At 60.9% G+C, this 25264-nt stretch carries 14 protein-coding genes and 1 pseudogene; 12 read left to right on the forward strand and 3 right to left on the reverse strand.

Annotation, left to right across the window (positions count from 1 at the left end; genetic code table 11):
• The first annotated feature begins 48 nt into the window (after positions 1–48).
• From tesB to GIB19_RS02180, 3 genes are all read left to right on the forward strand, one after another.
• Positions 49–918 (forward strand): acyl-CoA thioesterase II, encoded by an 870-nt coding sequence (tesB, locus tag GIB19_RS02170; RefSeq protein ID WP_027595074.1) that lies wholly within the window; start codon positions 49–51, stop codon positions 916–918.
• A complete protein-coding gene (locus GIB19_RS02175) occupies positions 915–1505 on the forward strand; it encodes an HAD family hydrolase (protein WP_027595073.1) in 591 nt (196 codons plus the stop codon). Before tesB ends, GIB19_RS02175 begins: the two co-directional genes overlap by 4 nt.
• 112 nt (positions 1506–1617) lie before the next feature.
• Complete coding sequence (locus GIB19_RS02180) at positions 1618–2628, forward strand: zinc-dependent alcohol dehydrogenase family protein (RefSeq protein WP_238216621.1); 1011 nt, start codon at positions 1618–1620, stop codon at positions 2626–2628.
• A gap of 14 nt (positions 2629–2642) precedes the next feature.
• Here the strand turns inward: GIB19_RS02180 and GIB19_RS02185 are convergent, their stop codons facing one another.
• Positions 2643–3344: a FadR/GntR family transcriptional regulator gene (locus GIB19_RS02185; protein ID WP_027595071.1), complete on the reverse strand. Its 702-nt coding sequence runs from the start codon at positions 3342–3344 to the stop codon at positions 2643–2645.
• 255 nt (positions 3345–3599) lie between these two features.
• On the opposite strand from GIB19_RS02185, the gene GIB19_RS02190 reads away from it, so the two are divergent.
• The 3 genes from GIB19_RS02190 (at position 3600) to gabP (ending at position 8224) form a co-directional block, all read left to right on the forward strand.
• The gene (locus GIB19_RS02190) at positions 3600–4952 is read left to right on the forward strand and encodes an MFS transporter (protein WP_274883218.1); all 1353 of its coding nucleotides are present in this window, start codon (positions 3600–3602) and stop codon (positions 4950–4952) included.
• Positions 4953–4970: 18 nt separating this feature from the next.
• Positions 4971–6326, forward strand: coding sequence for a glucarate dehydratase (gene gudD, locus GIB19_RS02195; RefSeq protein ID WP_274883219.1), 1356 nt, complete (start codon positions 4971–4973; stop codon positions 6324–6326).
• A 497-nt stretch (positions 6327–6823) separates the two neighbouring features.
• The gene (gene gabP, locus GIB19_RS02200) at positions 6824–8224 is read left to right on the forward strand and encodes a GABA permease (protein WP_027595068.1); all 1401 of its coding nucleotides are present in this window, start codon (positions 6824–6826) and stop codon (positions 8222–8224) included.
• A 207-nt stretch (positions 8225–8431) separates the two neighbouring features.
• On the opposite strand, the gene GIB19_RS02205 is transcribed toward gabP, so the two are convergent.
• Positions 8432–9292 carry a LysR family transcriptional regulator gene (locus GIB19_RS02205; RefSeq protein WP_099430511.1) on the reverse strand — a complete coding sequence of 287 codons (861 nt, stop codon included), beginning with the start codon at positions 9290–9292 and terminating at the stop codon, positions 8432–8434.
• 285 nt (positions 9293–9577) lie between these two features.
• Between GIB19_RS02205 and GIB19_RS02210 the strand changes: the two genes are divergently transcribed.
• From GIB19_RS02210 to GIB19_RS02220, 3 genes are all read left to right on the forward strand, one after another.
• Positions 9578–11119 carry an MFS transporter gene (locus GIB19_RS02210; RefSeq protein WP_274883222.1) on the forward strand — a complete coding sequence of 514 codons (1542 nt, stop codon included), beginning with the start codon at positions 9578–9580 and terminating at the stop codon, positions 11117–11119.
• Positions 11120–11226: 107 nt separating this feature from the next.
• On the forward strand, positions 11227–11706 hold the full coding sequence (locus GIB19_RS02215) for a hypothetical protein (RefSeq protein ID WP_274883224.1): 480 nt from the start codon (positions 11227–11229) through the stop codon (positions 11704–11706).
• Between the two features lie 152 nt (positions 11707–11858).
• Positions 11859–14252: a TonB-dependent siderophore receptor gene (locus GIB19_RS02220; protein WP_274883225.1), complete on the forward strand. Its 2394-nt coding sequence runs from the start codon at positions 11859–11861 to the stop codon at positions 14250–14252.
• A gap of 94 nt (positions 14253–14346) precedes the next feature.
• Here GIB19_RS02220 and GIB19_RS02225 read toward each other — a convergent pair whose 3' ends face one another.
• Positions 14347–16200: a 3'-5' exonuclease gene (locus GIB19_RS02225; protein WP_274883226.1), complete on the reverse strand. Its 1854-nt coding sequence runs from the start codon at positions 16198–16200 to the stop codon at positions 14347–14349.
• Between the two features lie 809 nt (positions 16201–17009).
• Here GIB19_RS02225 and GIB19_RS02230 point away from each other — a divergent pair.
• The 3 genes and pseudogenes from GIB19_RS02230 to GIB19_RS02240 all read left to right on the forward strand — a co-directional run.
• Positions 17010–17180, forward strand: a pseudogene (locus tag GIB19_RS02230) (Fic family protein); the annotation flags it as partial.
• A gap of 9 nt (positions 17181–17189) precedes the next feature.
• Positions 17190–22463, forward strand: coding sequence for a DEAD/DEAH box helicase (locus tag GIB19_RS02235; RefSeq protein WP_274883227.1), 5274 nt, complete (start codon positions 17190–17192; stop codon positions 22461–22463).
• Between the two features lie 6 nt (positions 22464–22469).
• Positions 22470–25262, forward strand: a complete 2793-nt coding sequence (locus GIB19_RS02240) for a helicase-related protein (protein WP_274883229.1) — start codon at positions 22470–22472, stop codon at positions 25260–25262.
• Positions 25263–25264 lie beyond the last annotated feature (2 nt).

The following is a 25264-nucleotide window of genomic DNA, read 5'->3' on the forward strand; positions in this document are numbered from 1 at the left end:
TTCATGAAAGCGCTGTAGAGCCGTGTTGCCTTGCTAGGAGAACCCCCGATGAGTCATGTGTTGGACGACCTGGTCGACCTGTTGAGCCTCGAGTCCATCGAGGAGAACCTGTTCCGTGGACGCAGCCAGGACCTGGGCTTCCGCCAGTTGTACGGCGGGCAAGTGCTGGGCCAGTCATTGTCGGCGGCGAGCCAGACGGTCGAAGATGCGCGCCATGTGCATTCGCTGCACGGTTACTTTCTGCGCCCTGGCGACGCCAGTTTGCCGGTGGTCTATTCGGTGGACCGCGTGCGTGACGGCGGCAGCTTCAGCACCCGGCGGGTGACGGCAATCCAGAAGGGCCACACCATCTTCACCTGCAGCGCGTCGTTCCAGTACGACGAAGAGGGCTTCGAGCACCAGGCGCAGATGCCCGATGTGGTCGGCCCGGAAAACCTGCCCAGCGAAGTCGAACTGGCCAGTGCCATGGCCGAGCACCTGCCAGAGCGCATCCGCGACAAAGTGCTGTGCGCCAAGCCGATCGAGATCCGCCCGGTGACCGAGCGTGACCCGTTCAACCCCAAGCCCGGCGACCCGGTGAAGTACGCCTGGTTCCGTGCCGACGGCAACCTGCCGGACGTGCCTGCGCTGCACAAGTACCTGCTGGCTTACGCCTCGGACTTCGGCCTGCTGACCACCGCCTTGCTGCCCCATGGCAAATCGGTGTGGCAGCGCGACATGCAGATCGCCAGCCTCGATCATTCGCTGTGGTTCCACGGCAACCTGCGCGCCGACGAGTGGTTGCTGTACGCCACCGACAGCCCGTGGGCCGGCAATGCCCGTGGCTTCTGCCGTGGCAGCATTTTCAACCAGGCCGGGCAACTGGTGGCGTCGTCGAGCCAGGAAGGCCTGATTCGCCATCGCAAGGACTGGGCATGAGCCTGGGCGAGGTACGCAACTGGGTGTTCGACATGGACGGCACCCTGACCGTGGCGGTGCATGACTTTGCGGCGATTCGCGAAGCGCTGGAGATACCGCCTGAAGACGACATCCTGACCCACCTGGCGGCCTTGCCGGCGGCGCAAGCGGCGGCCAAGCACGCCTGGCTGCTGGAGCATGAGCGCGACCTGGCGCTGGCGTCGACGGCCGCGACGGGGGCGGTGGAGCTGGTGCGCGAACTGGCCGGGCGTGGCTGCCGGCTGGCGATCCTGACCCGCAATGCCCGGGAGTTGGCGCATGTCACCCTGGAGGCCATCGGCCTGGCCGACTGCTTCCCGGTGGAGCATGTGCTTGGCCGTGATGAGGCCGAACCCAAGCCTAGCCCGGATGGCCTGCTGAAGATTGCAGAGGCGTGGGGTGTGGCGCCCAGCGAACTGGTGATGGTGGGTGACTATCGCTTTGACCTGGATTGTGGGCGTGCGGCCGGGGCGCGTACCGTATTGGTCAACTTGCCGGATAACCCGTGGCCGCATCTGGTGGATTGGCATGCGGCGGATTGCCGAGCGTTGCGCGCGATGCTTGGCTGATTTTTTGTTGGCCGTGCGGGCCTCTTCGCGGGTAAACCCGCTCCCACACGGGAGGAGGCAGCCTGCAGTGGCTATGCTGAACCGCAGTTTTTCCCTGAATGGAGACCCAGCCATGAGCAGCAAGGCCATCTACGTCCAACCTGGCGGCGGCTACGACAAAGTCCAGGTCGGCACCTGCGAGGCGCCTGCGCCACAGGCCGGCGAAATCACTGTGCGTCTGCACGCCAGTTCCCTCAACTACCACGACTTCGCCGTGGTCAGCGGCATGTGGGGACCGAGCGAGCGGCGTATCCCCATGGCCGACGGTGCCGGCGAAGTCACGGCAGTGGGGCCGGGTGTCAGTGAGTTCCAAGTCGGCGACAACGTCGTCAGCACTTTCTTCCCAGACTGGCTCGACGGCCAGGCCAATGTCGAAGGGTTTGCCCGGGTGCCCGGCGATGGCCTCGACGGCTACGCCCGTGAACAGGTCACTGCCCGCGCCACGGCCTTCACCCTGGCGCCCAAGGGTTACAGCCACGCCGAGGCAGCCACGCTGACCACCGCAGGGCTGACGGCCTGGCGTGCCTTGATGAGCGATGACCACCTCAAGCCCGGCGATACCGTGCTGGTGCAGGGCACGGGCGGGGTGTCGATCTTCGCCTTGCAGTTTGCCAAGCTGGCGGGTGCCACGGTGATCGCGACCTCGTCCAGCGATGCCAAACTCGAGCGCCTCAAGGCCCTTGGCGCCGACCACCTGATCAACTACAAAAGCACCCCGGCCTGGGGTGAGAAGGTGCGTGAGCTGACCCACAATCGCGGGGTCGACCATGTGATCGAAGTGGGCGGGCCGGCGACCCTGGAGCAGTCGATGATTGCCACGCGCATCGGCGGGCATGTGTCGTTGATCGGCATTCTCACCGGGGTAGCGGGGCAGTTGCCGTTGGTTCAGGCACTGGTGCGGCAAATCCGCCTGCAGGGCGTGCTGGTCGGCAGCCGTGCACAGCAGCAGGCGATGGTGCGGGCGATCGATGCCAATGGCCTGCGGCCGGTGGTGGACAAGCACTTCGAACTGGAGCAGATCGTCGACGCGTTCCGCTACCAGGAGAGCAACCGGCATTTCGGCAAGATCTGCCTGACCTGGTAATCGCCGTTACAGGCTCACTCAGGCAGTAATCTGTCGCGGCTATTGGACAGGTGCAGGCACATCGCCGCCCGTGCCGCATCCGGGTCCTGGCGGCGGATGGCATTGAGTATCGCCTCATGCTCCAGGTTGGCCAGGTACGCATGCCTGGCCAGCTTGGCGCCGGTGCGTTCGGCCAGGGCCATGCGGTTGCGGGGGATCAGGCCGCTGCCGAGCTGGGCCATCATTTCGCTGAAGTACAGGTTGCCGGTGGCCTCGGCGATCAGCAGGTGAAAGCGCCGGTCGGCCTCTATGCAGCTGTCGCCAGCGGCCGCCAAGTCTTGATAGTCGTCCAGCGCCTGGCGCATGCGTGCCACGTGCCCGTCGTCGCGGCGCACTGCGGCGAGGGCGGCGGCCTGGCCTTCCAGGCCGATGCGCAGTTCCAGCAGGTCGCGCACGCTGGCGGCGTTTTCGGCGCCAACGCGCAGCCCCGCCTGGGGCTGGCGCTCTATCACGAAGGTACCGATCCCGTGGCGGGGCTCTACCAGCCCTGAGGCCTGCAGCTTCGACAAGGCTTCGCGCACCACGGTGCGGCTGACCCCATGCTCACGCACCAGGGTGTTTTCCGAGGGCAACTTGTCGCCTGGCTTGAAGGTGCCCAGCAAAATCTGCTGCGTCAGGCTGGAGACCAGGTCGTGGGCGCGGCTGTGGCCGCGCACGCGGGGGTGTGCTGAGTCCATGGTGTGCTCCGTGGTATCGATAGCTTGTACGACAAGTTAAAACACAAAAATATTTTCCGCCTATTTTTCTGTTCGAGAAGCCTGCCTCGTGCGCGGTTGTTTTTGAGCGTTCGCAGCAAATCATCATTTTTAAAGCTTGTATTTTGTACTTTTGTCGACGTTATCGATCTTGTCGTACAACTGCACGAGGCTTATGCTCCACCCCACTGTCATGTCAGACAACCCGCATAAAAACAACTAGTGGGAGATCCGCAAGTGAACGACACCCTCGCTCCGTCTGCCGGGAATGATGGCGACGCTCTGGCCAGTGCCGTGGCCAAGGTCAAGCGCCACGTCCTGCCGCTGTTCGTCATCATGTTCATCGTCAACTACCTCGACCGCGTCAACATCGGCTTCGTCCGCCCGCACCTGGAAAGCGACCTGGGCATCAGTGCTGCTGCTTATGGGTTTGGCGCCGGGCTGTTCTTCATCGGCTACGCATTGTTCGAAGTGCCCTCGAACATGCTCCTGCAGCGTGTCGGCGCTCGGCTGTGGCTGACCCGCATCATGTTCACCTGGGGGCTGGTGGCCACGGCCATGGCCTTTGTCCAGACCGAAACCCAGTTCTATGTGCTGCGGTTTTTGTTGGGCGTCGCCGAGGCCGGGTTCTTCCCTGGGGTGATCTACTACTTCACCCGTTGGCTGCCCGGCGCCGAGCGCGGCAAGGCGATTGCGATTTTTCTCAGCGGTTCGGCACTGGCGTCGCTGATCTCCGGCCCGCTGGCCGGGGCCTTGATGCAAATCCAGGGCCTTGGCTTGCATGGCTGGCAGTGGATGCTGTTCATCGAAGGCATGGCCTCGGTAACGCTGTGCTTCTTCGTGTTCTTCTGGCTCGACTCCAAGCCGCAGGATGCCAAGTGGCTGAGCCAGGCCGAGCAGGATGCGCTGGTGCACACCATCGACCGCGAGCAGCGTGAGCGGGAGGCTGTCGGTAGCGTCAAGCCCTCGGCCTGGAGCCTGCTCAAAGACCGCCAGATCGTGCTGTTCTGCCTGATCTACTTCTGCATCCAGCTGACCATTTATGCCGCGACCTTCTGGCTACCGAGCATCATCAAGCGCATGGGCGACCTCAGCGACCTGCAGGTTGGCTTTTTCAACTCGATCCCCTGGCTGATCTCGATCCTGGCGATGTACGCCTTCGCGTCCGGCTCGGCACGCTGGAAGTTCCAGCAGGCCTGGGTAGCCGCCGCGCTGGTGGTCGCCGCCATCGGCATGTTCATGTCCACCACCGGTGGGCCGGTGTTCGCCTTTGTCGCCATCTGTTTTGCCGCCATCGGTTTCAAGTCGGCCTCGTCGCTGTTCTGGCCGATCCCTCAGGGCTACCTGGACGCCCGCATCGCGGCGGCAGTGATTGCCCTGATCAACTCGGTCGGCAACCTCGGCGGTTTCGTGGCCCCCACCACCTTCGGCCTGCTCGAGCAGCAGACCGGCTCGATCCAAGGCGGCTTGTATGGCCTGGCGGTGACCTCGGTGCTGGCAGCCATCGCCGTGTTCTTCGTACGCACTCGCCCAAAGGGCGCTCCTTCCGATGAGCTCAAGGCGCCTTCGGCCCTGGGCCAGACCCACTGATGACTGCGAGATAAAACCATGAACATGCAGACGACTCCCGCCGTTCACACCACCACCCCCGTGGTCACCGATTTGCGCGTGATCCCGGTGGCCGGCCACGACAGCATGCTGCTCAACCTCAGTGGCGCACATGGCCCGTACTTCACCCGCAACGTGGTAGTGCTGCGCGACAGCGCTGGCAACACCGGCCTGGGCGAGGTGCCGGGTGGCGAGAACATTCGCCAGACCTTGGAAGATGCCCGCAGCCTGGTCGTAGGCCAGCCCATTGGCCACTACCAGCGCGTGCTCAACGCCATGCGCCAAGCCTTCGCCAACCGCGATGCCGGCGGCCGCGGCCTGCAGACTTTTGACCTGCGCATCACCGTGCACGCCGTGACAGCCATCGAATCTGCATTGCTCGACCTGCTTGGCCAGCACCTGAACGTGCCCATGGCCGCACTGCTCGGCGAAGGGCAGCAGCGCGAGGCGGTGAAGATGCTCGGTTACCTGTTCTACATCGGCGACCGCCGGCAGACCGACCTGGCTTATCGCAGCGAAGCGGAGGCGGACGATGACTGGTTCCGCCTGCGCCACGAGAAGGCCCTGACCCCGGACGCGGTCGTGCGCCTGGCCGAAGCTGCCAGGCAGCGCTATGGCTTCAGTGACTTCAAGCTCAAGGGTGGCGTACTGCGCGGTGAGGAAGAGATGGAGGCAGTGACCGCCCTGGCCGAACGCTTCCCCGATGCGCGCATCACCCTCGACCCGAACGGCGCCTGGTCGCTTAAAGAGGCCATCGCCCTGTGCCGTGACAAGCACGACGTACTGGCCTATGCCGAAGACCCCTGCGGTGCCGAAAACGGCTACTCGGGCCGCGAGGTGATGGCCGAATTCCGTCGTGCCACGGGGCTGCCCACCGCCACCAACATGATCGCCACCGACTGGCGCCAGATGGGCCACGCCATCCAGTCGCAATCGGTGGACATCCCGCTGGCCGACCCGCACTTCTGGACCTTGCAGGGCTCGGTGCGGGTGGCGCAGATGTGCAATGACTGGGGGCTGACCTGGGGCTCGCATTCCAACAACCACTTCGACATCTCCCTGGCCATGTTCACCCAGGTGGCTGCGGCGGCGCCGGGCGACATCACCGCCATCGACACACACTGGATCTGGCAGGACGGCCAGCGCCTGACGCGTGAGCCGCTGCGTATCGTCGACGGCCATGTGCGCGTGCCGGCGCGCCCAGGGCTGGGTGTGGAGATCGATGAAGACCAACTGGCCAAGGCGCACGAGTGCTACCGCAACATGGGCCTCGGGGCGCGGGATGACAGCGTGGCGATGCAGTTTCTGATACCGGGCTGGCAGTTCGACAACAAGCGCCCTTGCCTGGTGCGCTGAGCCCTTTCTAGCGCGCTGCCCAAGCGCCCAACACACCCTCTCTGTAGGAGCAGCCTTGTGCTGCGAAGAGGCCGGTGAACACACAGTGAATCTCTGCTGTGTTCACCGGCCTCTTCGCAGCACAAGGCTGCTCCTACAGTGCAAGAATCCGAGCCCTGACGATGCAGCAAGCGTTGCAGGGCGATGCACACCCAAATGAAAAACGATAGCTTCAGACGGCCCGATGGCGCGTTTGGACATGCCAATCGCGACATCTGGCGGGAATGGAAAAGCGTTGTCGTGATCGCACACCTGCGGGACGTTCTCGTGTAATTTTCCTACGCCTTACGGGGCTTAAATGGACCTCGAATTCTGCTGGTGCGTTGCTCTGAATGCGTGCAAAAGGCCAACAACAGCGCGTGAGTGATGTGTCATTCCGATGGACTCTCTAGGAGATAATGTTCGCCTACGCCTGCCCCCCCGTCCTTCCTTGTGTCAGCAAAAAGAGAACAAGATCAATGAACACCGTGGGATCTGATGGCAACCTTGCACAAGGTTTCAAGCCGCGTCATGTAACGATGTTGTCCATCGCGGGCATCATCGGTGCAGGACTATTCGTAGGCTCCGGGCACGCGATTGCCGCGGCCGGGCCAGCCACCCTAATTTCTTACTTCGTGGCCGGCACCCTGGTGGTGCTGGTCATGCGCATGCTCGGCGAAATGGCCGTCGCGCACCCTGATACCGGGTCCTTCTCCACCTACGCCGACCAGGCCATTGGCCGCTGGGCTGGCTACACCATTGGCTGGTTGTACTGGTGGTTCTGGGTGTTGGTCATCCCCATCGAGGCACTGGCGGCGGGGCATGTACTGAACGCCTGGTTCCCGCAGGTGGACAGCTGGATCTTCGCACTGGCCTCGGTGCTGCTGTTGGCAGGTACCAACCTGTTCAGCGTGGCCAAGTACGGTGAGTTCGAGTTCTGGTTCGCGATTCTCAAGGTCACCGCCATCCTCGGCTTCATCGGCCTGGGCTTCGCGGCCTTGATGGGTTGGCTGCCAAACCGAGAAGTCAGCGGTTTGAGCACGTTGGTCGCTGAGCACGGCGGTTTCGCGCCCAAGGGCTGGTCTGCCGTCATCGGTGCCTTCATCACCGTGATGTTCAGCTTCATCGGTACCGAGGCCGTGACCATCGCCGCCTCCGAGTCCAGCGACCCGTCCCGCAACATCGCCAAGGCCACCCGCTCCGTGATCTGGCGGATCAGCACCTTCTACATCCTGTCGATCTTCGTGATCATCTCGGTGGTGCCGTGGAACGATCCGCAATTGGCGGTGGTGGGCTCTTACCAGCGTGCGCTGGAGATCATGAACATCCCCAACGCAGCCTTCATGGTCGACTTGGTGGTGCTGGTGGCCGTGACCAGCTGCATGAACTCGTCGATCTACATCGCCTCGCGGATGATGTATTCGCTGGCCAAGCGCGGTGACGCACCGGCCTTCCTCAACAAGACCTCCAAGGTCGGCGTGCCGCGCTCGGCGGTATTTGGCAGCACCCTGATTGGCGCGGCCATCGCCATCCTCAACTACTTCGCGCCCAAAGGCGTGTTCGAGTTCCTGTTGGCCAGCTCGGGCGCCATTGCCCTGCTGGTGTACATGGTCATCGCCATCTCCCAGCTGCGCATGCGCCGCCGCCTGGAGCGCGAGAACGCCGAACTGAAGTTCCGCATGTGGCTGTTCCCATGGCTGACCTGGGCGGTGATCATCTTCATCGCCGCGGCGCTGGCGGTGATGATGTATACGCCTGAGCACCGGGTGGAAGTGAGCTCGACACTGGGCCTGGCGATCGTGATTTCCTTCCTGGGGATAGTCACATCGCGTGGGCATACGCAGGCAGTGGCGGCGCGGTCGGTGAGGGGATCGGCTTAATCGTCCAAGCCAAAAGTCTCACCCCTGTTCACTTAAGAATGCCGGGGCCGCTCTGCGGCCCATCGCGGCACAAGGCCGCTCCCACTCCGACCGCGTTATGCCCTATTTACAGGGCATGCGCGAACATTGTGGGAGCGGCCTTGTGCCGCGATGGGCCGCAAAGCGGCCCCAATACAGGCGATGGGGTGAGACGTTTACTGCGGGGGATCAGCGCATCATCTCGATGTACCTGATCACCGCAGGTGCCTTTTCGAAACGCCGATGAATCAGGCTCAGCCATGAGCTGGCCTGGCAATCGGCGATACGCCGGTAATTCACCTGCGCCAGGCTGATGCGCTGCACAACCGACTCCGGCACCACGGCGATGCCCTGGCCCAACGAAACCAAGGTGATGACCGCGACCAGGCTCCCAGGTTGCGGGCCGAGCCGTGGTACGAAACCACCTTGTGCCGAGACTTCGAGCGTGCCGGAAATCTGCTCGGGGAGGATAAAGGTTTCATTGGCCAGGCGGGATGCGGGGATCTGTGGCAACTCATTGATCCGCGAGTTGGCAGGCAGGGCGAGAACGAAACCTTCCTGGTGCAGGGCGATGGCTTCCAGTTCTTCCGGCAGCTCCATCGGCGAGCGCACGTAGGCGAGGTCGAGCAGGCCATCGCGCACCTGTCCAGGCAACTCCGCCATGGGCAGCTCGCGGATGTTCAGGCGTACGTCCGGGTGGCTTTCGCTAAAGCCGGTCACCTGCCGCTGCAGCATGCCCGAATACGCGGCAGAGGCTACATAGCCCATTTCGATACGCCCGCTTTCGCCGCGCCCTGCACGCTGCGCGCCCAGTTGTGCGGCATCGAACTGGCGTACGGCCTGTTCGGCTTCGATCAGCAATGCCTGGCCTGCAGCGGTGAGGTTCACCTCGCGTTGGCTGCGCTCGAACAGGCGCACGCCCAGCTCGCGTTCCATGTCCTGGATCTGCCGGCTGAGGGTAGGCGGAGCGATGCCCAGCTGTTCTGCGGCACGGGTGAAATGGCCGTGCTGGGCGACGCAGAGGAAGTAGCGGAAATGGCGGATTTCCATGCGGTGTTACCTGCAAGCTAATGACGCGGGCCACTGTGGCTAACAAGCCGTGGGGCTGATGGCGTTAGGGTGAGGACAACACTACAAGGCTGGTGCCATGGCGGCAAAGGTATCGGTGCTGTGAGTGATATTGCCGGGGCCGCTGCGCGCCCCTTCGCAGCACAAGGCTGCTCCTACAGGCACAGCGCAGCACCCAAGGCATGCGCTGCACCTGTAGGAGCAGCCTTGTGCTGCGAAGGGGCGCGCAGCGGCCCCAAAGATCCAGCCCGCCTTCGGAGCCTTGCCATGCCCACGCCCGCTTCCCCGCGCTTCACCCTGCTCACCGCCTCACTGGTCTGTGCCCTGATTATCCTCGACACCAACATCGTCGCCGTCAGCCTGCCCAGCATCGCGCGCGACCTGTCCGGCGCGTTCGCCGATATCGAATGGGTGGTCAGCGCCTACCTGCTGGCCTTCGCCGCCTGCCTGCTGCCAGCTGGCAGCCTGGCCGACCGCTTTGGCCGACGCCGCCTGCTGCTGATCGGCCTGGCCGTGTTCGGCATCGCCTCGCTGGCCTGCGGCGGAGCCCCGAGCTTAATGTTCCTCAACCTGGCCAGGGCAGCCAAGGGCATCGGCGCCGCCATGCTGCTGACCTCAGCACTCGCCGCCATCGGCCACCGCTTCCACGAACCCCAGGAACGCCTGCGCGCCTGGGCCTTCTGGGGCGCCTGCATGGGCGCCACCATCACCTTCGCGCCGCTGCTCGGCGGGGTGATCGCCAGCACGCTGGGCTGGCGCTGGATCTTCTACATCAACCTGCCATTGGTGGCGGTGCTGGCCGTGATGGTACTGCGCAGCGTCGAGCCGTCCCGCGACAGCGCTGCAGCGCGCCTCGACCCCTGGGGTAGCCTGACCTTCGCAGGCAGCCTGGGCTACCTGATCTGGGCAATGATCGACGCCAACCAAGTCGGTTGGAGCAGCGCCCAGACCTTGGCGCGGCTGCTGATCAGCGCATTCCTGTTCGGCCTGTTCATCATGGTCGAACGCAGCCAGACACGGCCGATGATCGACCTGCGGCTGATGCGCAGCGGGCGTTTCGTGGGTGCCCTGTTGGGCATGTTTGGCTATGCGGCCTGTGCCCAGGTGATGATGACCCTGCTGCCGCTCTACCTGCAAAACGGCCTGCAACTGTCGGCCCTGGCGGCGGGGGCGGGGATGCTGCCGTTCGCCGTGGCCATGCTGCTGACACCCCGCCTGGGCATGCGCTTGGCCACTCACCTGAGCCCGGCCCAGGTGTTCGCCCTTGGCCTGCTGCTGGTGGGCGCGGGCAACCTGCTGTGTGCCTGGGCCGCTGGCTACGGCGGCTACAGCGCTTTTGCCCTGGCCAGCGTGGTGCTGGGCGCGGGGGCAGGGCTGCTCAATGGCGATACGCAGAAAAACATCATGGCCTGCGTGCCCCGTGAGCGTACCGGCATGGCCTCGGGGCTGAGCACCACCACGCGCTTTGGCGCGATCGTGCTGGCCATCGGTGTGCTCGGCGGCGTGCTGGCGGCCCGCAGCGGCCAATTGCTGCACGAGGCCATGGCCGCCGTGGCCCCCGCGCATTTGGGCGAGGTTGCCACGATGGCCACGCGCGTTGCCGCGGGCGACCTGCAGGCGGCTTTAGCCGTGCTGGACCCTGGCCTGCGTGAGGCAGTGGCGCCCTTGGCCCGCCAGGCCTTCATCGGAGGGTTTGAAGCCGTGTTGCACGTGGCGGGCGTGGCGGCGCTGTTGTTCGCGGTGCTGGTCGGCGTGTTACTGAGCCGACCCCTGCCGGCCCTGCAGGATGCACGTTTAACCGAAGGCTAGTGATGAGGCCGCGGGCGCAATGCGATTGTTTCTTCTTGACGCGCAACTAATTCAATTGGCAAATGTCATTGACTGCGCGCCAATTCAGGCTGAAGAAGGAGCTTCACATGCACAATGACGACGTACCTGCCCCAACCATCGAACTGCCTCCCGGCGTATTCCCTCCGATGCCCGGTTATACGAATGCAGACCTGCTGTTTGTCATGAACCAGCCCATCGAAGCGCTGCTTGAACAACACAATGTCGACCCTGGCTTGATTCGCGAAACCAGCATAGCCCTGGTCAGCCATGTGTATGCGGTGTTTGAACGAGAAGATGTCGACTACCAAATCGCCACCTGGTATCAGAAGCCCTATGACGAGCCCTCCAAGCGTGCGCGCAGCGTCGAAATCATCTCGGAACAGTTCGGGGTATTTGCAATAAAGGCTGCCGCCGAATCCTTGAAAGGCTCGCCATTGCTGCATCTGGGTAAGGACTTTTATATGACGTTCGTCAGCCTGGCGGGTACTTCCATCAAAGCGCACATTCTGAAGTTGAATGACCGCGACGACGGGGCACATTCAACGGTGGAAGCAGGCGCACGGTAAGCCTCGACGGCGGTGTGGGAGGCTCAATAGCGCGCGTGTGAAGTGTGCTGCGCAGAAACCTGAAAATAAATGAGGTGTTTTCTCATTCTCGTTCGGCCTGTAGAGAAGGCCGGAATACAGGCCAGTCTGCCAGCACTCCACGGAGCGAGAAAATGAGTTCGACCCCGGTTCCACAGCGCCACCCCTTCAATCGTGCCCTGCACGGCGCTTTCTTGGGGTTGGTTGTCAGCAGCTATGCCTTGCCGTCGCTTGCGCAACCCTTGGCCACTGATCACAACAACCAACTGCAGCAGTGGAACATCCCGGGGGGCCCGCTGGCGCCGGCGCTCGACCGCTTTGCGCGCCAGGCGGGCATCAGCCTGTCTTACGATGCGCAGAGCATCGGCAACCGCACGACCCAAGGCGTCCAAGGCACGCTCGAGACGCCGGTAGCACTGTCCTCACTGTTGCAGGGGACCGAGTTGCAGCCAGAGCAGCAAGGCCCGAATGCCTACCTGATCATTCCGCAAACCAAGCCTGCCGGCCCGCTTGAACTTGGCGCGACCGAGGACTATCGCCTGGCGCCCGTCATCATCAATGCCAAGGTCAAAGCCAATGCTGACGACGACGCCGACTCGGTGGTCGCCAAAGAGCTGTGGGTGGGTGGCAAAGTCGCGACCAGCATCCTCAACACGCCCGCGTCGGTGTCGGTGGTTACCCGCAAGGAAATGGAGCAGCGCAGCGTCAGCACCACCGAAGAGGCCCTGCTCTACACCCCAGGCGTCATCAGCGACTTCTACGGCTCGGACGACCGCAACGACTACTTCCAGATCCGCGGCTTCCAGGCCACCACCTACCGCGACGGCCTGACCTTAAGCTCGATGCGCGGTGTGCGCGAAGACCCCTACGCCTACGAGCGCATCGAAATTCTGCGCGGCGCCAACTCCACCCTGTTCGGCCCGGCCGACCCCGGTGGCTCGGTCAACTTCGTGACCAAACAGCCCCGCTTCGAGCAGTTCGGCCAGGGCTACGTCACTTACGGCTCCTACGACCATGCCGAGACTGGCATTGATGTTGGCGATGCGCTGAACGACGAAAAAACCGTCGCCGGCCGCTTCACCGCCAAGATGCAGAACAGCGACCGCGAGTACGACCACTCGCAAGACGACAACCGCTTCGTGATGGGTGGCCTGACCTGGGCGCCGACCGACTACACCTCGGCCACCGTGATCCTGGACTACCTGAAAACCGACAGCTCGCCCAACAGCGGTGGCTACCCGCTGGACAAGGAATACGACCGCAGCGATTTTTACGGTGAGCCCAGCTACAACTTCCACAACGTCGAGCGCACCAGCCTCAGCGGCAACATCACCCACGACTTCGACAACGGCTTCGTGCTGCGCAGCAACCTGCGTTACAGCGAGCTGAGCGATGACTTCGGCTACGCCTACCTGAGCGACAGCCCTACGCGTGTTGGCACCACGATCCCACGCTACGTGTTTGGTACCGACAGCGATGCCGACCAACTCAACGGCAACCTGATGCTGCAATACGATGCCCAGTTCGAGCACATCGACAGCAGCACCCTGGTGGGGGTGGAGTACCTCGACTCGACCACCAAGCAAAGCTCCGTCTACGGCCTGGCGCCTTCCATCGATATCGCCAACCCAATCTTCACCGGCGTGCCGGGCGATATCTCGCCGTATACCCGCAAAAAGAACGACGCCACGACCAAGGCTGTTTTCCTGCAGCAGAACCTGTCGTTCTACGACCGCGTCATTGCTACCGCGGGTGTGCGTAACGACTCCATGGACCTGTCCAGCAAGGAGTACATCGGCGGCGCCTCGAGTGAAAACGACAGCTTCTCCGAAACCTCCTACCGCGGTGCGTTGACCTACATCGTCAACGATGAAGTGTCGACCTACGTGAGCATGGTGGAATCCGTTTCCCCGCCACAGGTTGGCGTTACCCCGCAAACCGGCCGGCAGTACGAAGTGGGCGTGAAGTATTCGCCCATGGGGATGGATGCGTTGTTCTCTGCAGCCATTTATGACCTGACGCAGGAGAACGTCACCATTGCCGTGGTGTTGCCGAGCGGCATCATCGAGCAGCAGACGGTGGGTGAGTCTCGCGTGCGCGGCCTGGACCTGGAAGCCAAGGCGCAGGTGACGCAAGACATCAGCGTGATCGGGGCTTACTCGTATATGGAGTCTGAAGTGCTGCGTGGGTCGTTGTATGACGGCTCGTCGCTGAAGGGTAAAGAGTTCACCACGGCGCCGAAGCATTCTGCCTCGCTTTGGAGCTACTACAGCATTCCTGATACTGACGTGAGCGTTGGGCTGGGGGCGCGGTATGTGGGGGCCTATTACATGGATGCGGCCAATACCAAGAAAAGCGATGGGACCACGCTGTTTGATGCGGCTTTGAATTACAAGATTGCCAAGGGGACCGACCTTGCGCTGAATGTGAGCAATCTGTTTGATGAGCAGCATGTGGTGGGGTCGGGGACGGCGAATTATTACAACCCGGGGCGGGAGGTTACGGCTAAGTTGAGTTATAGCTGGTAAGGCGATTTCTGGATTGTGAAGTGCCCGCCGTATGGCGGGCACTTACGTTGGCTCCTTCACGCATGGTGAATGTGGTACTGATTTAAGCAGCTGCCTAAAGGCTGGCTTTTACCTGGGCCACCGCCTCCCCAAGGCGCTCGGTGAACCCCGACTGGCCTTGATGGCTCATCACCAGGCGATCAACTGCCCGTGTCATCGCCACGTACAGCAAGCGCATCTCGTCGGCCTCATCCTCACCTTTTCCTGGCATTTCATGCAGGCGCGGGATCATCACAAAACCAAACTCCAGCCCTTTGCTGGAATGCATGCTGACGACTTTTACCGAGTTTTCGGCATAGAGCTTTGTACGCTGAGAGATCACCCTAGCACTGGTGTACGGAATACCTGCCGCTTTTAGCGCCTCCTCAACCCAGATGGCTTGACTGGTATGTCGGTAAATCACCGCCATGTCTTCCCAGGCTCTGCCGTTTTCATGTTCTGCCCTTAACCTCATCGCCAGGCACTGTGCTTCTTGTGCTGGCTGAGAGAAGCTTAAAAGCTGTGGGATATCACCCCGACGCCCCGCACTTTGAGGTGCAAGCACTGGTACATGATCGTCTTCGGCATCACGTGCGCTTAACAGATCCTTGGAGAAAGCATGGGCCACCGAGAGTACTTCTAGGGTGTTGCGGTAATTGGTACGCAGCACCGTGGTCCGGCCAGAGGCCTTGATGCCTACGCTGGCAAAGCTGAACGCCATTTTGGCCGTGCCCGTCGTCTTGCCGCGATAGATGGCTTGAGCGTCGTCATACAGTACCAACAGGTCTTCACGCTCGCGATCCACCTGATGGACGACCAAGCGAAACCACTCGGGTTTAAAGTCGTGCCCTTCGTCAATGAGGATGGCGGCGTATTGCTCTGGGGCTAGGGCGCCGCTTTCCATGTGCCGAAGCACTTCTTCTTCCAATGCTTGAACGAACTTCGCCCCTTTCATTTCAGGAAGACTTAGCTTTGCATTGGTCAGTAAACCGTGGCACCAGGCATGGAAGCCCATAATCGTAACCTTGTGGTCCTGACGGTGCTGTTGCAGTACTTGGCTCAAACGCGCGGCAAGCGTTTTGTTGAAGCACAAGACCAAAACCGGTTTGGTAGCTACGCGGGCTAGGTACAAGCAGCGATAGACCAAGATCATGGTTTTACCGCTACCGGCGACACCGTGGATCACCCGATGGCCATCGCCCATGGAACGTGCCAGCTGCTCTTGCTGAAGGTCCATCACCTTAAGCAGGCTGGGAAGGGGAGCATCTTGTTCACTGAACAACCCGAACTGAGCACGTGCCGGGTTTAACCGAATCTCGGGAAACAGGTGGTAGCGCACTCGGTCAATTTGCTCCGGCTGCAAGTGCACCGGGAACTGATGTACGAGCATCTTGCACACCTGCTGTTCGAATACCGTGCTGTCTGCAGTTTCGTACATTTCGTCTTTGCAGATTACCCGCGTGCCTTCCATCGCTGCGCCGAGCTTCTTTGCATCGAACTCTTTGCGAGTGATCTCGGTGAGTACCACCCCCCAGCTGTACGGCATGATGAGTTTGCCAGGCCGGTAAGCCCCAACACCTTGGGTTAAGGCGCTGTCTTTTTCCAATGCCTGGACCGTTTCAAAGGCATTTTTGCGGGCTTGGGCCAGCGGGTTGATGACGGTTTTTTCCTGGCCGTCATCGTATTTTTTTACATCGCTGGCCGTCATCGAGATCAGCGAAGTGATTTTCCAGTCTTTGACCTCAAGCACTAGCAGCCCGATTTTGGGGTGCAGGAGGACGAAATCAGGTTGCAGGCCTTTTGGCCCGACTGGCACGTTGAACCAGCACAACCAGTCGTCTGAGAGCTTTTTTTCGAGTCGTTCGGCGAGTCGTTTTTCGCCTGGGGCGTCGAAGCGGCAGGCACTGAGTGCGGGGAAGAGTTGGGCCATATCCTTAGCCTCCATATCCAAAAACGACATGCACGGTAGGATTTATAGCTGCGGGGTGCAATGAAAAAGGTGAGGGGGGCGTGGATTTTTTGGGGGGATGCGGCAGGTTCACTGGGCGAGATAACTGGGGGAAGCAGCGCGAACAAAGAGCTGGAGACTCGGTGCGAAAAAAGAGAGTCGTAGGGGCTCGTGTCACATCTTTCTTGAGCCGGGGTAATCTGAAATGATTTGATAGGCCTATGAAAATTATTGGTTTTTCAGTTTCTTATTTCTCGTGGAATACCGTTTGGAATGCGCTGTAAGGGGATTGAGGCGGAATGTTGAATAGTGATCTTTCTTAGTCAACTATCAGGAGTCGTTTCGCAGCGGCCAATCGCGAGGTCGTCAGCCCTTTTTCTTCCCTGTGTTGTAGGAATAGGGGACAGGTATCGCTCGTTTAGCCTGAAATGCAGATGTGCAAGAGCCAAAGACTCCTTACATATGTAGTGACGGCCTGGTTACCGAGACCTGAGTCGAGAGTCACTTAGCGTATTCGATTCGACATGGCAGGGGTGATCACTGCCGGAGAGGATGGGCATTTCGCTCAAGATTCCTCAGGCAGCGGCACTTGTGCCAAATTTTATGAGGTATTTTCGAGACAATACCCCATTTGCACCCTATGATTTGCACTTTTGCGTGCCTCTGCTTACGTTACCATGCAACCGCTCACTCCCGAGTACCTCCCCACGCTTCCTCGAACCACTCAAACAACGACATCACGTCGCGGCAGAATGTGCGGCTGGTCGCCGCACATTTGACGTCATCGAAATGCCTGTCCCGGCGTGAGCCGGTATATGGTGCGGCTTGTGCTTCGGGCCATCAAGTCAGAGAGGTTGATTGAGCCGACCGGCAAGGGGCGCGGTGCAAAATGGAAGCGCATCTCGGCAGGCATCTACGCTAGTACGGCGTTTCTGGCCACTAGCAGCAAGACGGATCAGTGAGGACTCACCATGGATAACGTTTTTCAATTCCGCGACCAGCTCATTGAACGCTATGGCAATTTTTCCCGCAGCTTCGTACGCATCGCAGCACCCGATATCCAAGCAGAGGTAGAGCATCAATACACTCAAGGTCGCTACTGGCCTGAGCCGTTGGTGCAGATCAATCCAAATTATCAACGCCAAGGCACAGCGCAGCAATTGGTGGACCAGGGCATTTTGCACGCTGCCTGTGCGGAGATATTTCAGGTCGGGAAAACCGAAGGTTCGCCGCAGCCCCTGCATCTTTACAAGCACCAGTTGGAAGCTTTGGCCAAAGGTCAAGGGCGTCAAAGCTATGTCGTCACGACCGGTACGGGGTCGGGGAAGTCCCTGTCCTTCTTCATCCCGATAATTGATCGCATTCTCAAAGCGAAGCAAGCCGACAGCAAAGCACGCACTAGGGCTATCGTTATTTATCCGATGAACGCTCTGGCCAACAGTCAACTGGAAGAGCTCGACAAATTTCTGCATGGGTATGCGCCAGATCTTCACCCCTTTACCGTGAGGCGCTACACGGGCCAGGAAAGCAAGGCTGAGCGCAGCGCCATCGCGGATAACCCGCCTGATATTCTGCTGACAAACTTTATGATGCTGGAGTACATCCTCACGCGCTTTGACGAAGTGGACCGTCGCGTGGTGGAACACTGTGAAGGACTTGAGTTCCTGGTCCTGGACGAACTTCACACCTATCGTGGTCGTCAGGGGGCGGACGTTGCCTTGCTTGTGCGCCGCCTGCGCGAGCGCCTAAAGGCTAGCCAATTGGTCTGCATCGGCACCTCGGCCACCATGTCCACTTCCGGCAGCCAGGCCGACCGCAACCGTGTGGTTGCGGAAGTGGCCAGCAAGCTTTTTGGTACCCAGATCAGCGAGCATGATGTCATTGGCGAGACCTTGGAACGGGTCACTAACCCGCTCAAAGATGTCAACGCTATCCGTACTGAGCTATCAGCCGCTATTACGCGTGAGCAGGATATTTGGGCCGACTTCGAAGCCTTTCGCAACGATCCGCTATCCATCTGGGTTGAGTTGAACCTAGGTATCGAACTCCCCGTTGACGAGCCTCCTCGTCGCGCGCGGCCCATGATGCTGGAAGAAGCCAGCCGCCACCTTGCTAAAGATGGAGGCTGCCAGCCTGACGCTGCGCGAGCCGCTCTACAGCGCTTTCTCGTGGCTGCCCATGACGTGCGCACGCCGCAGGGCAGGCCGCCCTTTGCATTCAAACTTCACCAGTTTATAAGCGGTCCTGGCAAGGTGCTCACCACTCTGGAGGCACGCGGCAAACGTCATATCACGTTGGATGCTCAGCGTTTCGCCCCAGGGCGCCAGCACGAGAATGTGCTCCTTTATCCCGCCCACTTCTGCCGCGATTGTGGTCAAGAATATCTGCCTGTCTGGCACTCTCAGCACTCTGTCAGCTTTAGTTCGCGTGAAATCGACGACATCGCGGCAGAGGACGATGCCAGTTATGGCTTTCTGTGTCCTCTGGTACCTGGGCAGCAATATGGTGGTATGCAGGACGATCTGCCGGAAAACTGGATCGACCAAAGCCGCAGCGTGCCCAAGGTTAAACGTGACTACCAGGGTGCAATTCCCTATATGGTCACTGTAGATGCCAAAGGGCAAAAGGGTTCTGGAACTGAGTTCTGGTTCATTCCTGGCAAGTTCCGCTTCTGCTTGTACTGCGGCATAACGCACGAAGCCCATGGTAAGGATGCTAACCGTCTCTCCAGCCTATCCGGCGAAGGTCGTTCCTCTGCTACTACCATGATTGCCTTAGCGGCCTTGCAACAGCTTTTTGCGTTTCCCGCACCGTCGCCAAGTCAACCCGACCCGCGCAAGCTGCTCGGTTTCACAGACAACCGTCAGGATGCCGCCCTGCAGGCGGGGCATTTTAACGACTTCATTTTCCTGTTGACACTACGCGCAGGTTTAATCGGTGCACTCCAGGGTAGTGGCGGCCAGCTTGATGAAGAGCACCTGGCCGAAAGCGTATTTAAAGCTCTGGGCTTTCACCGAATCAATGAAGCGGCCTTGATGGAGTATCTGCGTACTCCCAAGCTTATGGGGCTGGCCCGGCAGGAAGCGCAACGCACCTTGCGCTTTATCATCGCCTATCGGCTGATGCGTGATTTGCGTCGCGGCTGGCGTTTCAACAACCCAAATCTGGACCAGATCGGCCTGTTACAGATTCGCTATCGTGATCTGGATGCTTTCTGCGCTGACGCCAGTATCTTTACCGGCAACAACATTCTGGCCAAATTGACGACGGCGCAACGGAGAGGTCTATACGAGCTGCTATTCGAGACCCTCCGCCGTAACCTGTGCCTAGAAAGTCGTTATCTTGACCCGGTCGAGCAGGACAAGGCACGCACCAGCGCCCACACTTATCTAAGTGAGCGTTGGGCTTTCGCTCCCGACGAGAAACTCGATACCGGCCGCTACCTCATTCTTAGTAAGCGACCTGAATACAAAGGCCGCCCCCGTACCGACCTGGTGACGGGCGGCCCGCGTTCCCGCCTGCTGCGTCAAATCAAGACCGCCGCCTTCTGGCGCGACAGCACCTGTGCCAGTGACGTCGCACACTGGAAGGATGCCGAATGGGTCGGGCTGATCGAAGCCCTGCTGGAGTCCGCGAAGGACTATGGCTATGTGCAGCGCCAGCCCATCGACGCCCAGCTCTCCGGCTGGCGCCTGAACGCGGCAGCCTTGGACTGGTGCTTGATTGCCGATCAGCCGCAAGCTGACAGCAGTCGTATCAATCAGTATTTTCGCGCTCTATATCTTGGCGTTGCCGACCTGCTGGAACAACCCTCGCATCCACTGTTCGACTTCGAGGCTCAGGAACACACGGCCCAAGTGGATGCGCCACGCCGACAACTGCTGGAACAGCGTTTCCGCTACACGGAAAAAGATAGACAGGACTGGGCACAGAACCCCGCTCACGATGCGCCCCTGGAGCGTCTGCCTGTGATGTTCTGTTCGCCCACCATGGAGCTAGGCGTGGATATCTCCGCGCTCAACACGGTGTACCTACGCAATGTGCCGCCGACCCCCGCCAACTATGCCCAGCGCAGCGGACGAGCCGGTCGCTCGGGGCAACAGGCCCTGGTCATTACGTACTGTGCGGCGCTCAGTCCGCATGATCAGTGGTTCTTTCACAACGCCGAGCAGATGGTGCACGGTGTTGTGCGAGCACCAACCCTTGACCTGACCAACCGAGACCTCATCGACAGCCATTTGCAAGCGGTCTGGTTGGCCAGTACCCAGGTGCCACTAGATGACAGTATCGCGCCCATGCTGGATCTCGATCAGTCCGGCAAACCACTGAAACAGCCTCTGTACGAAGCGTTGAGTTCACCTGCAGTCCAACAGCGGGCATTGGTTAGCGCGGGACGGGTCATCGACCAACTCACAGGGGCGCTCGAAAGCAGCTCCTGGTTTACCCAAGATTATGTGCGCCAGGTCATCGACAACGCGGCGCAGGCGTTCTCTGGGGCACTGGAGCGCTGGCGCGTACTGTTCGATGCCACACGCCAGCAGATGGACATGGCCGACCGCATCGTCAAGAGTCATAGCGCCTCGCACACGGAGCGCCAGAATGCCCAGCGCCGCTATGGTGATGCTGCTCGCCAGTACGCCGTGCTGCTCAAGTCCGGCAACGGCCAGAACAACGACTTTTACACCTATCGTTACCTTGCTAGCCAAGGATTCCTGCCCGGCTACAACTTCCCGCGCCTACCTCTGATGGCCTGGATTCCCGCTCGTGGCGGCCAGACTGCCAATGGCAAGGATGACGAAGGTAGCATGGTCAGCCGCCCGCGCTTTCTCGCCCTATCCGAGTTCGGCCCACGCAGCCTCATTTACCACCAGGGCCGCATGTACCGCGTAGTGCGCGCCAAGCTCAACGTCGGCAATACGGATCACATCTCCGGTAACAGTCAACTGTCTACTATTGCCTCGCTGGTGTGCAGCCGGTGTGGCTATGGTCATCTCGGTGAGCCTGGCGGCGAGCAGCCGCTGGTTAACTGTTGCGAAAACTGCGAAGCCTTGCTCACCGAACACGATTGGGTGCGCGAGCTCTACCGCATCGAAACCGTGGAAACAGTAGCCACCGAGCGCATTTCCATCAACGACGAGGAACGTCAGCGCCAGGGCTTCGAGCTGCAAACCACTTACCGCTTCCTGCCCGGCCCCGATGGCCGTATCCAGCAGCAGAAGGCCGTGATCCAACAAGGAGGTGACGTGCTGGGCGAGCTCACATATGCTCCCGCCGCGCAAATCTGGCGCATCAACCGTGGCTGGCGCAGGCGCAAGGACAAGGAGCAACTGGGCTTCTACATCAACCCCATAACCGGTACGTGGAGCAAGCAGGATGCACCGGGCGCCGAAGACGACAGGGGCGAAGGTGATGCCTTGATGGAGAAAGTGCCCAGCCAGCGCATCGTTCCCTTCGTCGAGGATCACCGCAATTTGTTGATCCTCGCGCCTCTGCATGAGTTATCGCTGGAGGCCATGGCTACGCTGCAGGCTGTGCTCAAGCGCGGCATAGAAATGACCTTCCAGATCGAGGAGTCCGAATTGGTGGCCGAGCCTCTGCCGAAATCCGATGAGCGTCGTGCCCTGCTGTTCTATGAAGCGGCCGAAGGCGGTGCGGGCGTCCTCACCCGCCTGGCGAACAGTCCCGCCGATCTGGCCCTGGTGGCAGACAAGGCGCTGCAACTAATCCACTATCGCGCCCCTCAGAACGGCGTCTGGGCCTTGGACGACCTGCCGTCACTTGAGCGTAGTAATGAGCTCGGCAATCATCAATGCGAAGCCGGCTGTTACCAGTGTCTACTGTCCTACTTCAACCAGCCCGACCACGAGCACATTAACCGCCGCAACGCCGATGTGCTTAAGTTGCTAGTGGCGCTGGCCAACGCCCAGGTAAAGCCCGTGATGGACAGCACGATCGCTGTGGCCTCCAGTACGTCAGCCGACGAGCCACTCAATGCTTGGCTGATCGCCCTCAAGCAGGCAGGCACATTGCAACCCGATGCGCTCAACGTGCCCGTCAACAATGGAGCAGCCATCGCAGCCGCCCAATACAAGGCATCCCGTGCCCTGGTGTTTCTGTCCACAGTGGATGAGCAGACCACTAGCGTATTGCAGGACAAAGGCTGGCAGGTACTCGACTTTTCGGATGCCTCACGCTGGTCACAACAATTTTCCGTGCACGCTGATGTGTTCGGTTCCAAGGTATAAAGGCGTATGACAGCCCTCGAACACAACTTCCTGCCCGGCAACCTGGTGCGCGCCCGTGGCCGCGAATGGGTGGTGCAAAGTGACTCCCGTCGTGACTGGTTGCGCCTGCGCCCATTGAGCTGTGCAGATGACGAAAGCATCGCTTTGATCCCTGAGCTGGAATTGCTTCCCATCGAACCCGCCACCTTTGTGTGGCCCGATCCCGCGCGCGCCGGCAACCACGCTTCTGCGCTGTTGCTTCGTGATGCGCTGCGCCTGACCCTGCGCGCCGGAGCCGGACCGTTCCGTTCTTTCGGCAATATTGCTGTAGAACCGCGCGGCTACCAGCTCGTGCCACTGCTGATGGCGCTACGCCTTTCCACCGTACGCCTGCTCATTGCCGACGACGTGGGTATCGGAAAAACCATCGAAGCCGGCCTGATCGCTCGTGAACTGATGGATCGCGGCGAAATCAGCCGCCTGGCCATCCTTTGCCCGCCGCATCTGGTCGAGCAATGGCAAAGCGAGCTGGAAACCCGCTTCAACCTTCAGGCTGTGGCGCTAACCTCGGCTTCCGCCGCCCGTATCGAGCGCGATCTGCCACATGGCGGGCGGCTATTCGACCACCATCCGATAGTCGTCGTCAGCCTGGATTACATCAAAAGCGAACGTCACCGCGAACAATTCCTCGCCACCGCCCCCGAATGCATCATCGTTGACGAAGCGCACACCTGTGCCAGCAGCGGCGTGGGCAAACAACTGCGCTTTGAATTGCTGCAACGCTTGGCAAAAGATGAGCAGCGCCACCTCATTCTGCTCACCGCCACGCCACACTCCGGCGACGAAACCGCCTTCTACAACCTGCTGTCGCTGCTAGACCCGCGTTTTGCTGCCTTGCAAGGTCGCATGACCACCTCCGACCCGCTGCGCCAGGAGCTGGCCCGCCACTTCGTCCAGCGCCGCCGCAAGGACATTGCTGAATGGCAGGCCGAAACCGATGACAGACGTGGCTTTCCCCGCCGGATGAAAACCGAGCTCACCTACCAGCTCAGCGGTGAATGGGGGGCTTTCTTTGACGCCGTTCAGGACTACTGCCGCGAACTGGCCGAAACCGTTGAGCAGCAGGATCAACAGGGCGCAGCCCGTCTCATTTGGTACGCCACCTTGGCATTGCTGCGCTGCGTGGCTTCATCGCCCGCTGCTGCTGTCAAGGCACTAACAACCCGGCTTGAAGGTGCCTTACCGAATGATTCCCTCCTCAGCGACGAACGTCTTCACGATGGCGAAGCCGACGACCTCTCCAGCAACGACCTGGAGCCGCCTGCCCAGGTACAAACCCAGATGCGGGATGCCAGCCGCCTGCAAACCCTGATAGCCGATGCACAGCGCCTCAGTGGCAAAGCGGGCGACCCCAAACTGGCCGCGCTCATTCAGCATACTGGCCAGTTGATTAAGGGCGGCTACCACCCTGTGGTGTTTTGCCGCTACATCGCCACTGCCCATTATGTCGCCGAGTGTCTCAAGGCCGCCTTTCCTAAGGCCACTGTCCAGGCTGTGACCGGCGAGTTCACACCTGAAGAACGCCGTGAGCGTGTGGACGATATGGAGGATGCCGAGCAGCGCATCCTGGTCGCTACCGACTGCCTTTCCGAAGGCATTAACCTGCAGCATCTGTTCACCGCCGTTGTGCATTACGACCTGGCGTGGAACCCCACCCGTCACGAACAACGCGAAGGCCGTGTCGATCGTTTCGGTCAACAGGCCGAAGAGGTGCGCTGCACCATGCTGTACGGGCAGGACAACCCGGTGGATGGCTTTGTTCTCAACGTCATCCTCAAGAAAGGCGAGGCCATCCAGAAGGAGCTGGGCGTGCTGGTTCCGCTGCCCGAAGACGAAGCTCGCATCAATCAGGCGCTGATCAAGGCCGCCCTTATGCGCCGCGAACGAATGGCAACGCCCTATACGCCTGATCTATTTATTGAAGCCAACGTCGAATTGCAGCCACTGCAAGCTCAATGGCAAGACGCCCTAGAAAAAGCCAAGGCCAACCGCACCGTGTTCGCCCAGCGCCGTATTCGCCCCGACGAAGTGCTGCCCGAGTGGCACAAGCAGCAGCAAGCCTTGGGCACTCAGATCGACGTGCAGCGCTTCCTGCAAAGCGCCTGCGTGCGGCTGGGGGCGCCGCTGGAGGCTGGCCGCAAGCAGGCCGCACGCGTCATGCTACAGCACCTGCCCGAAACCCTGCGCCAGCGCCTGGCCGATGAAGGCATTATCGCGCCTCTGACCTTAGACCTCAGCGAACTTCACCGTAGCCACCCGCTGGTGAGCCTACTGGCCCAACACCTGCTGGAAGGTGCGCTTGGTAGCGAAAACCCGTTGGCCGCCCGTTGCGCCGCCACCCTGACTGAAGACGTCGAAGTCGTTACCACCCTCTACCTACTGCGACTGCGCCACCAGCTCAGTTACGTACGCCGCCGCGAACCCTTCCAGATGATGGCCGAGGAAACCGTGGCTCTGGCCGTACGGGGCCGCAAAGCTCCGCAATGGCTGGTCGACGACGGCGTGAGCCGCCTGCTCGAATGTACGCCTAGTGGCAACTTGTCTGCGGAGGCCGTACAGCGCGAAGTGCGCACCGCGCTCGACTTCCTCGCCGCGCACCCGCAGCAATTGCAAGCGCTCGCCTTGCAGCGGGCCGACGCCCTGCTGGCCGACCACCAACGCGTGCGTGAGGCCACCCGCGACGTCGGCCAGTACAGCGTCAGCCCCTGTCTGCCGGTCGATGTGATGGGCGTATATGTGCTATTGCCTGACTCGTTGTAAGC

Source organism: Pseudomonas sp. ITEM 17296 (assembly GCF_028895205.1).
Lineage (GTDB): Bacteria > Pseudomonadota > Gammaproteobacteria > Pseudomonadales > Pseudomonadaceae > Aquipseudomonas > Aquipseudomonas kermanshahensis.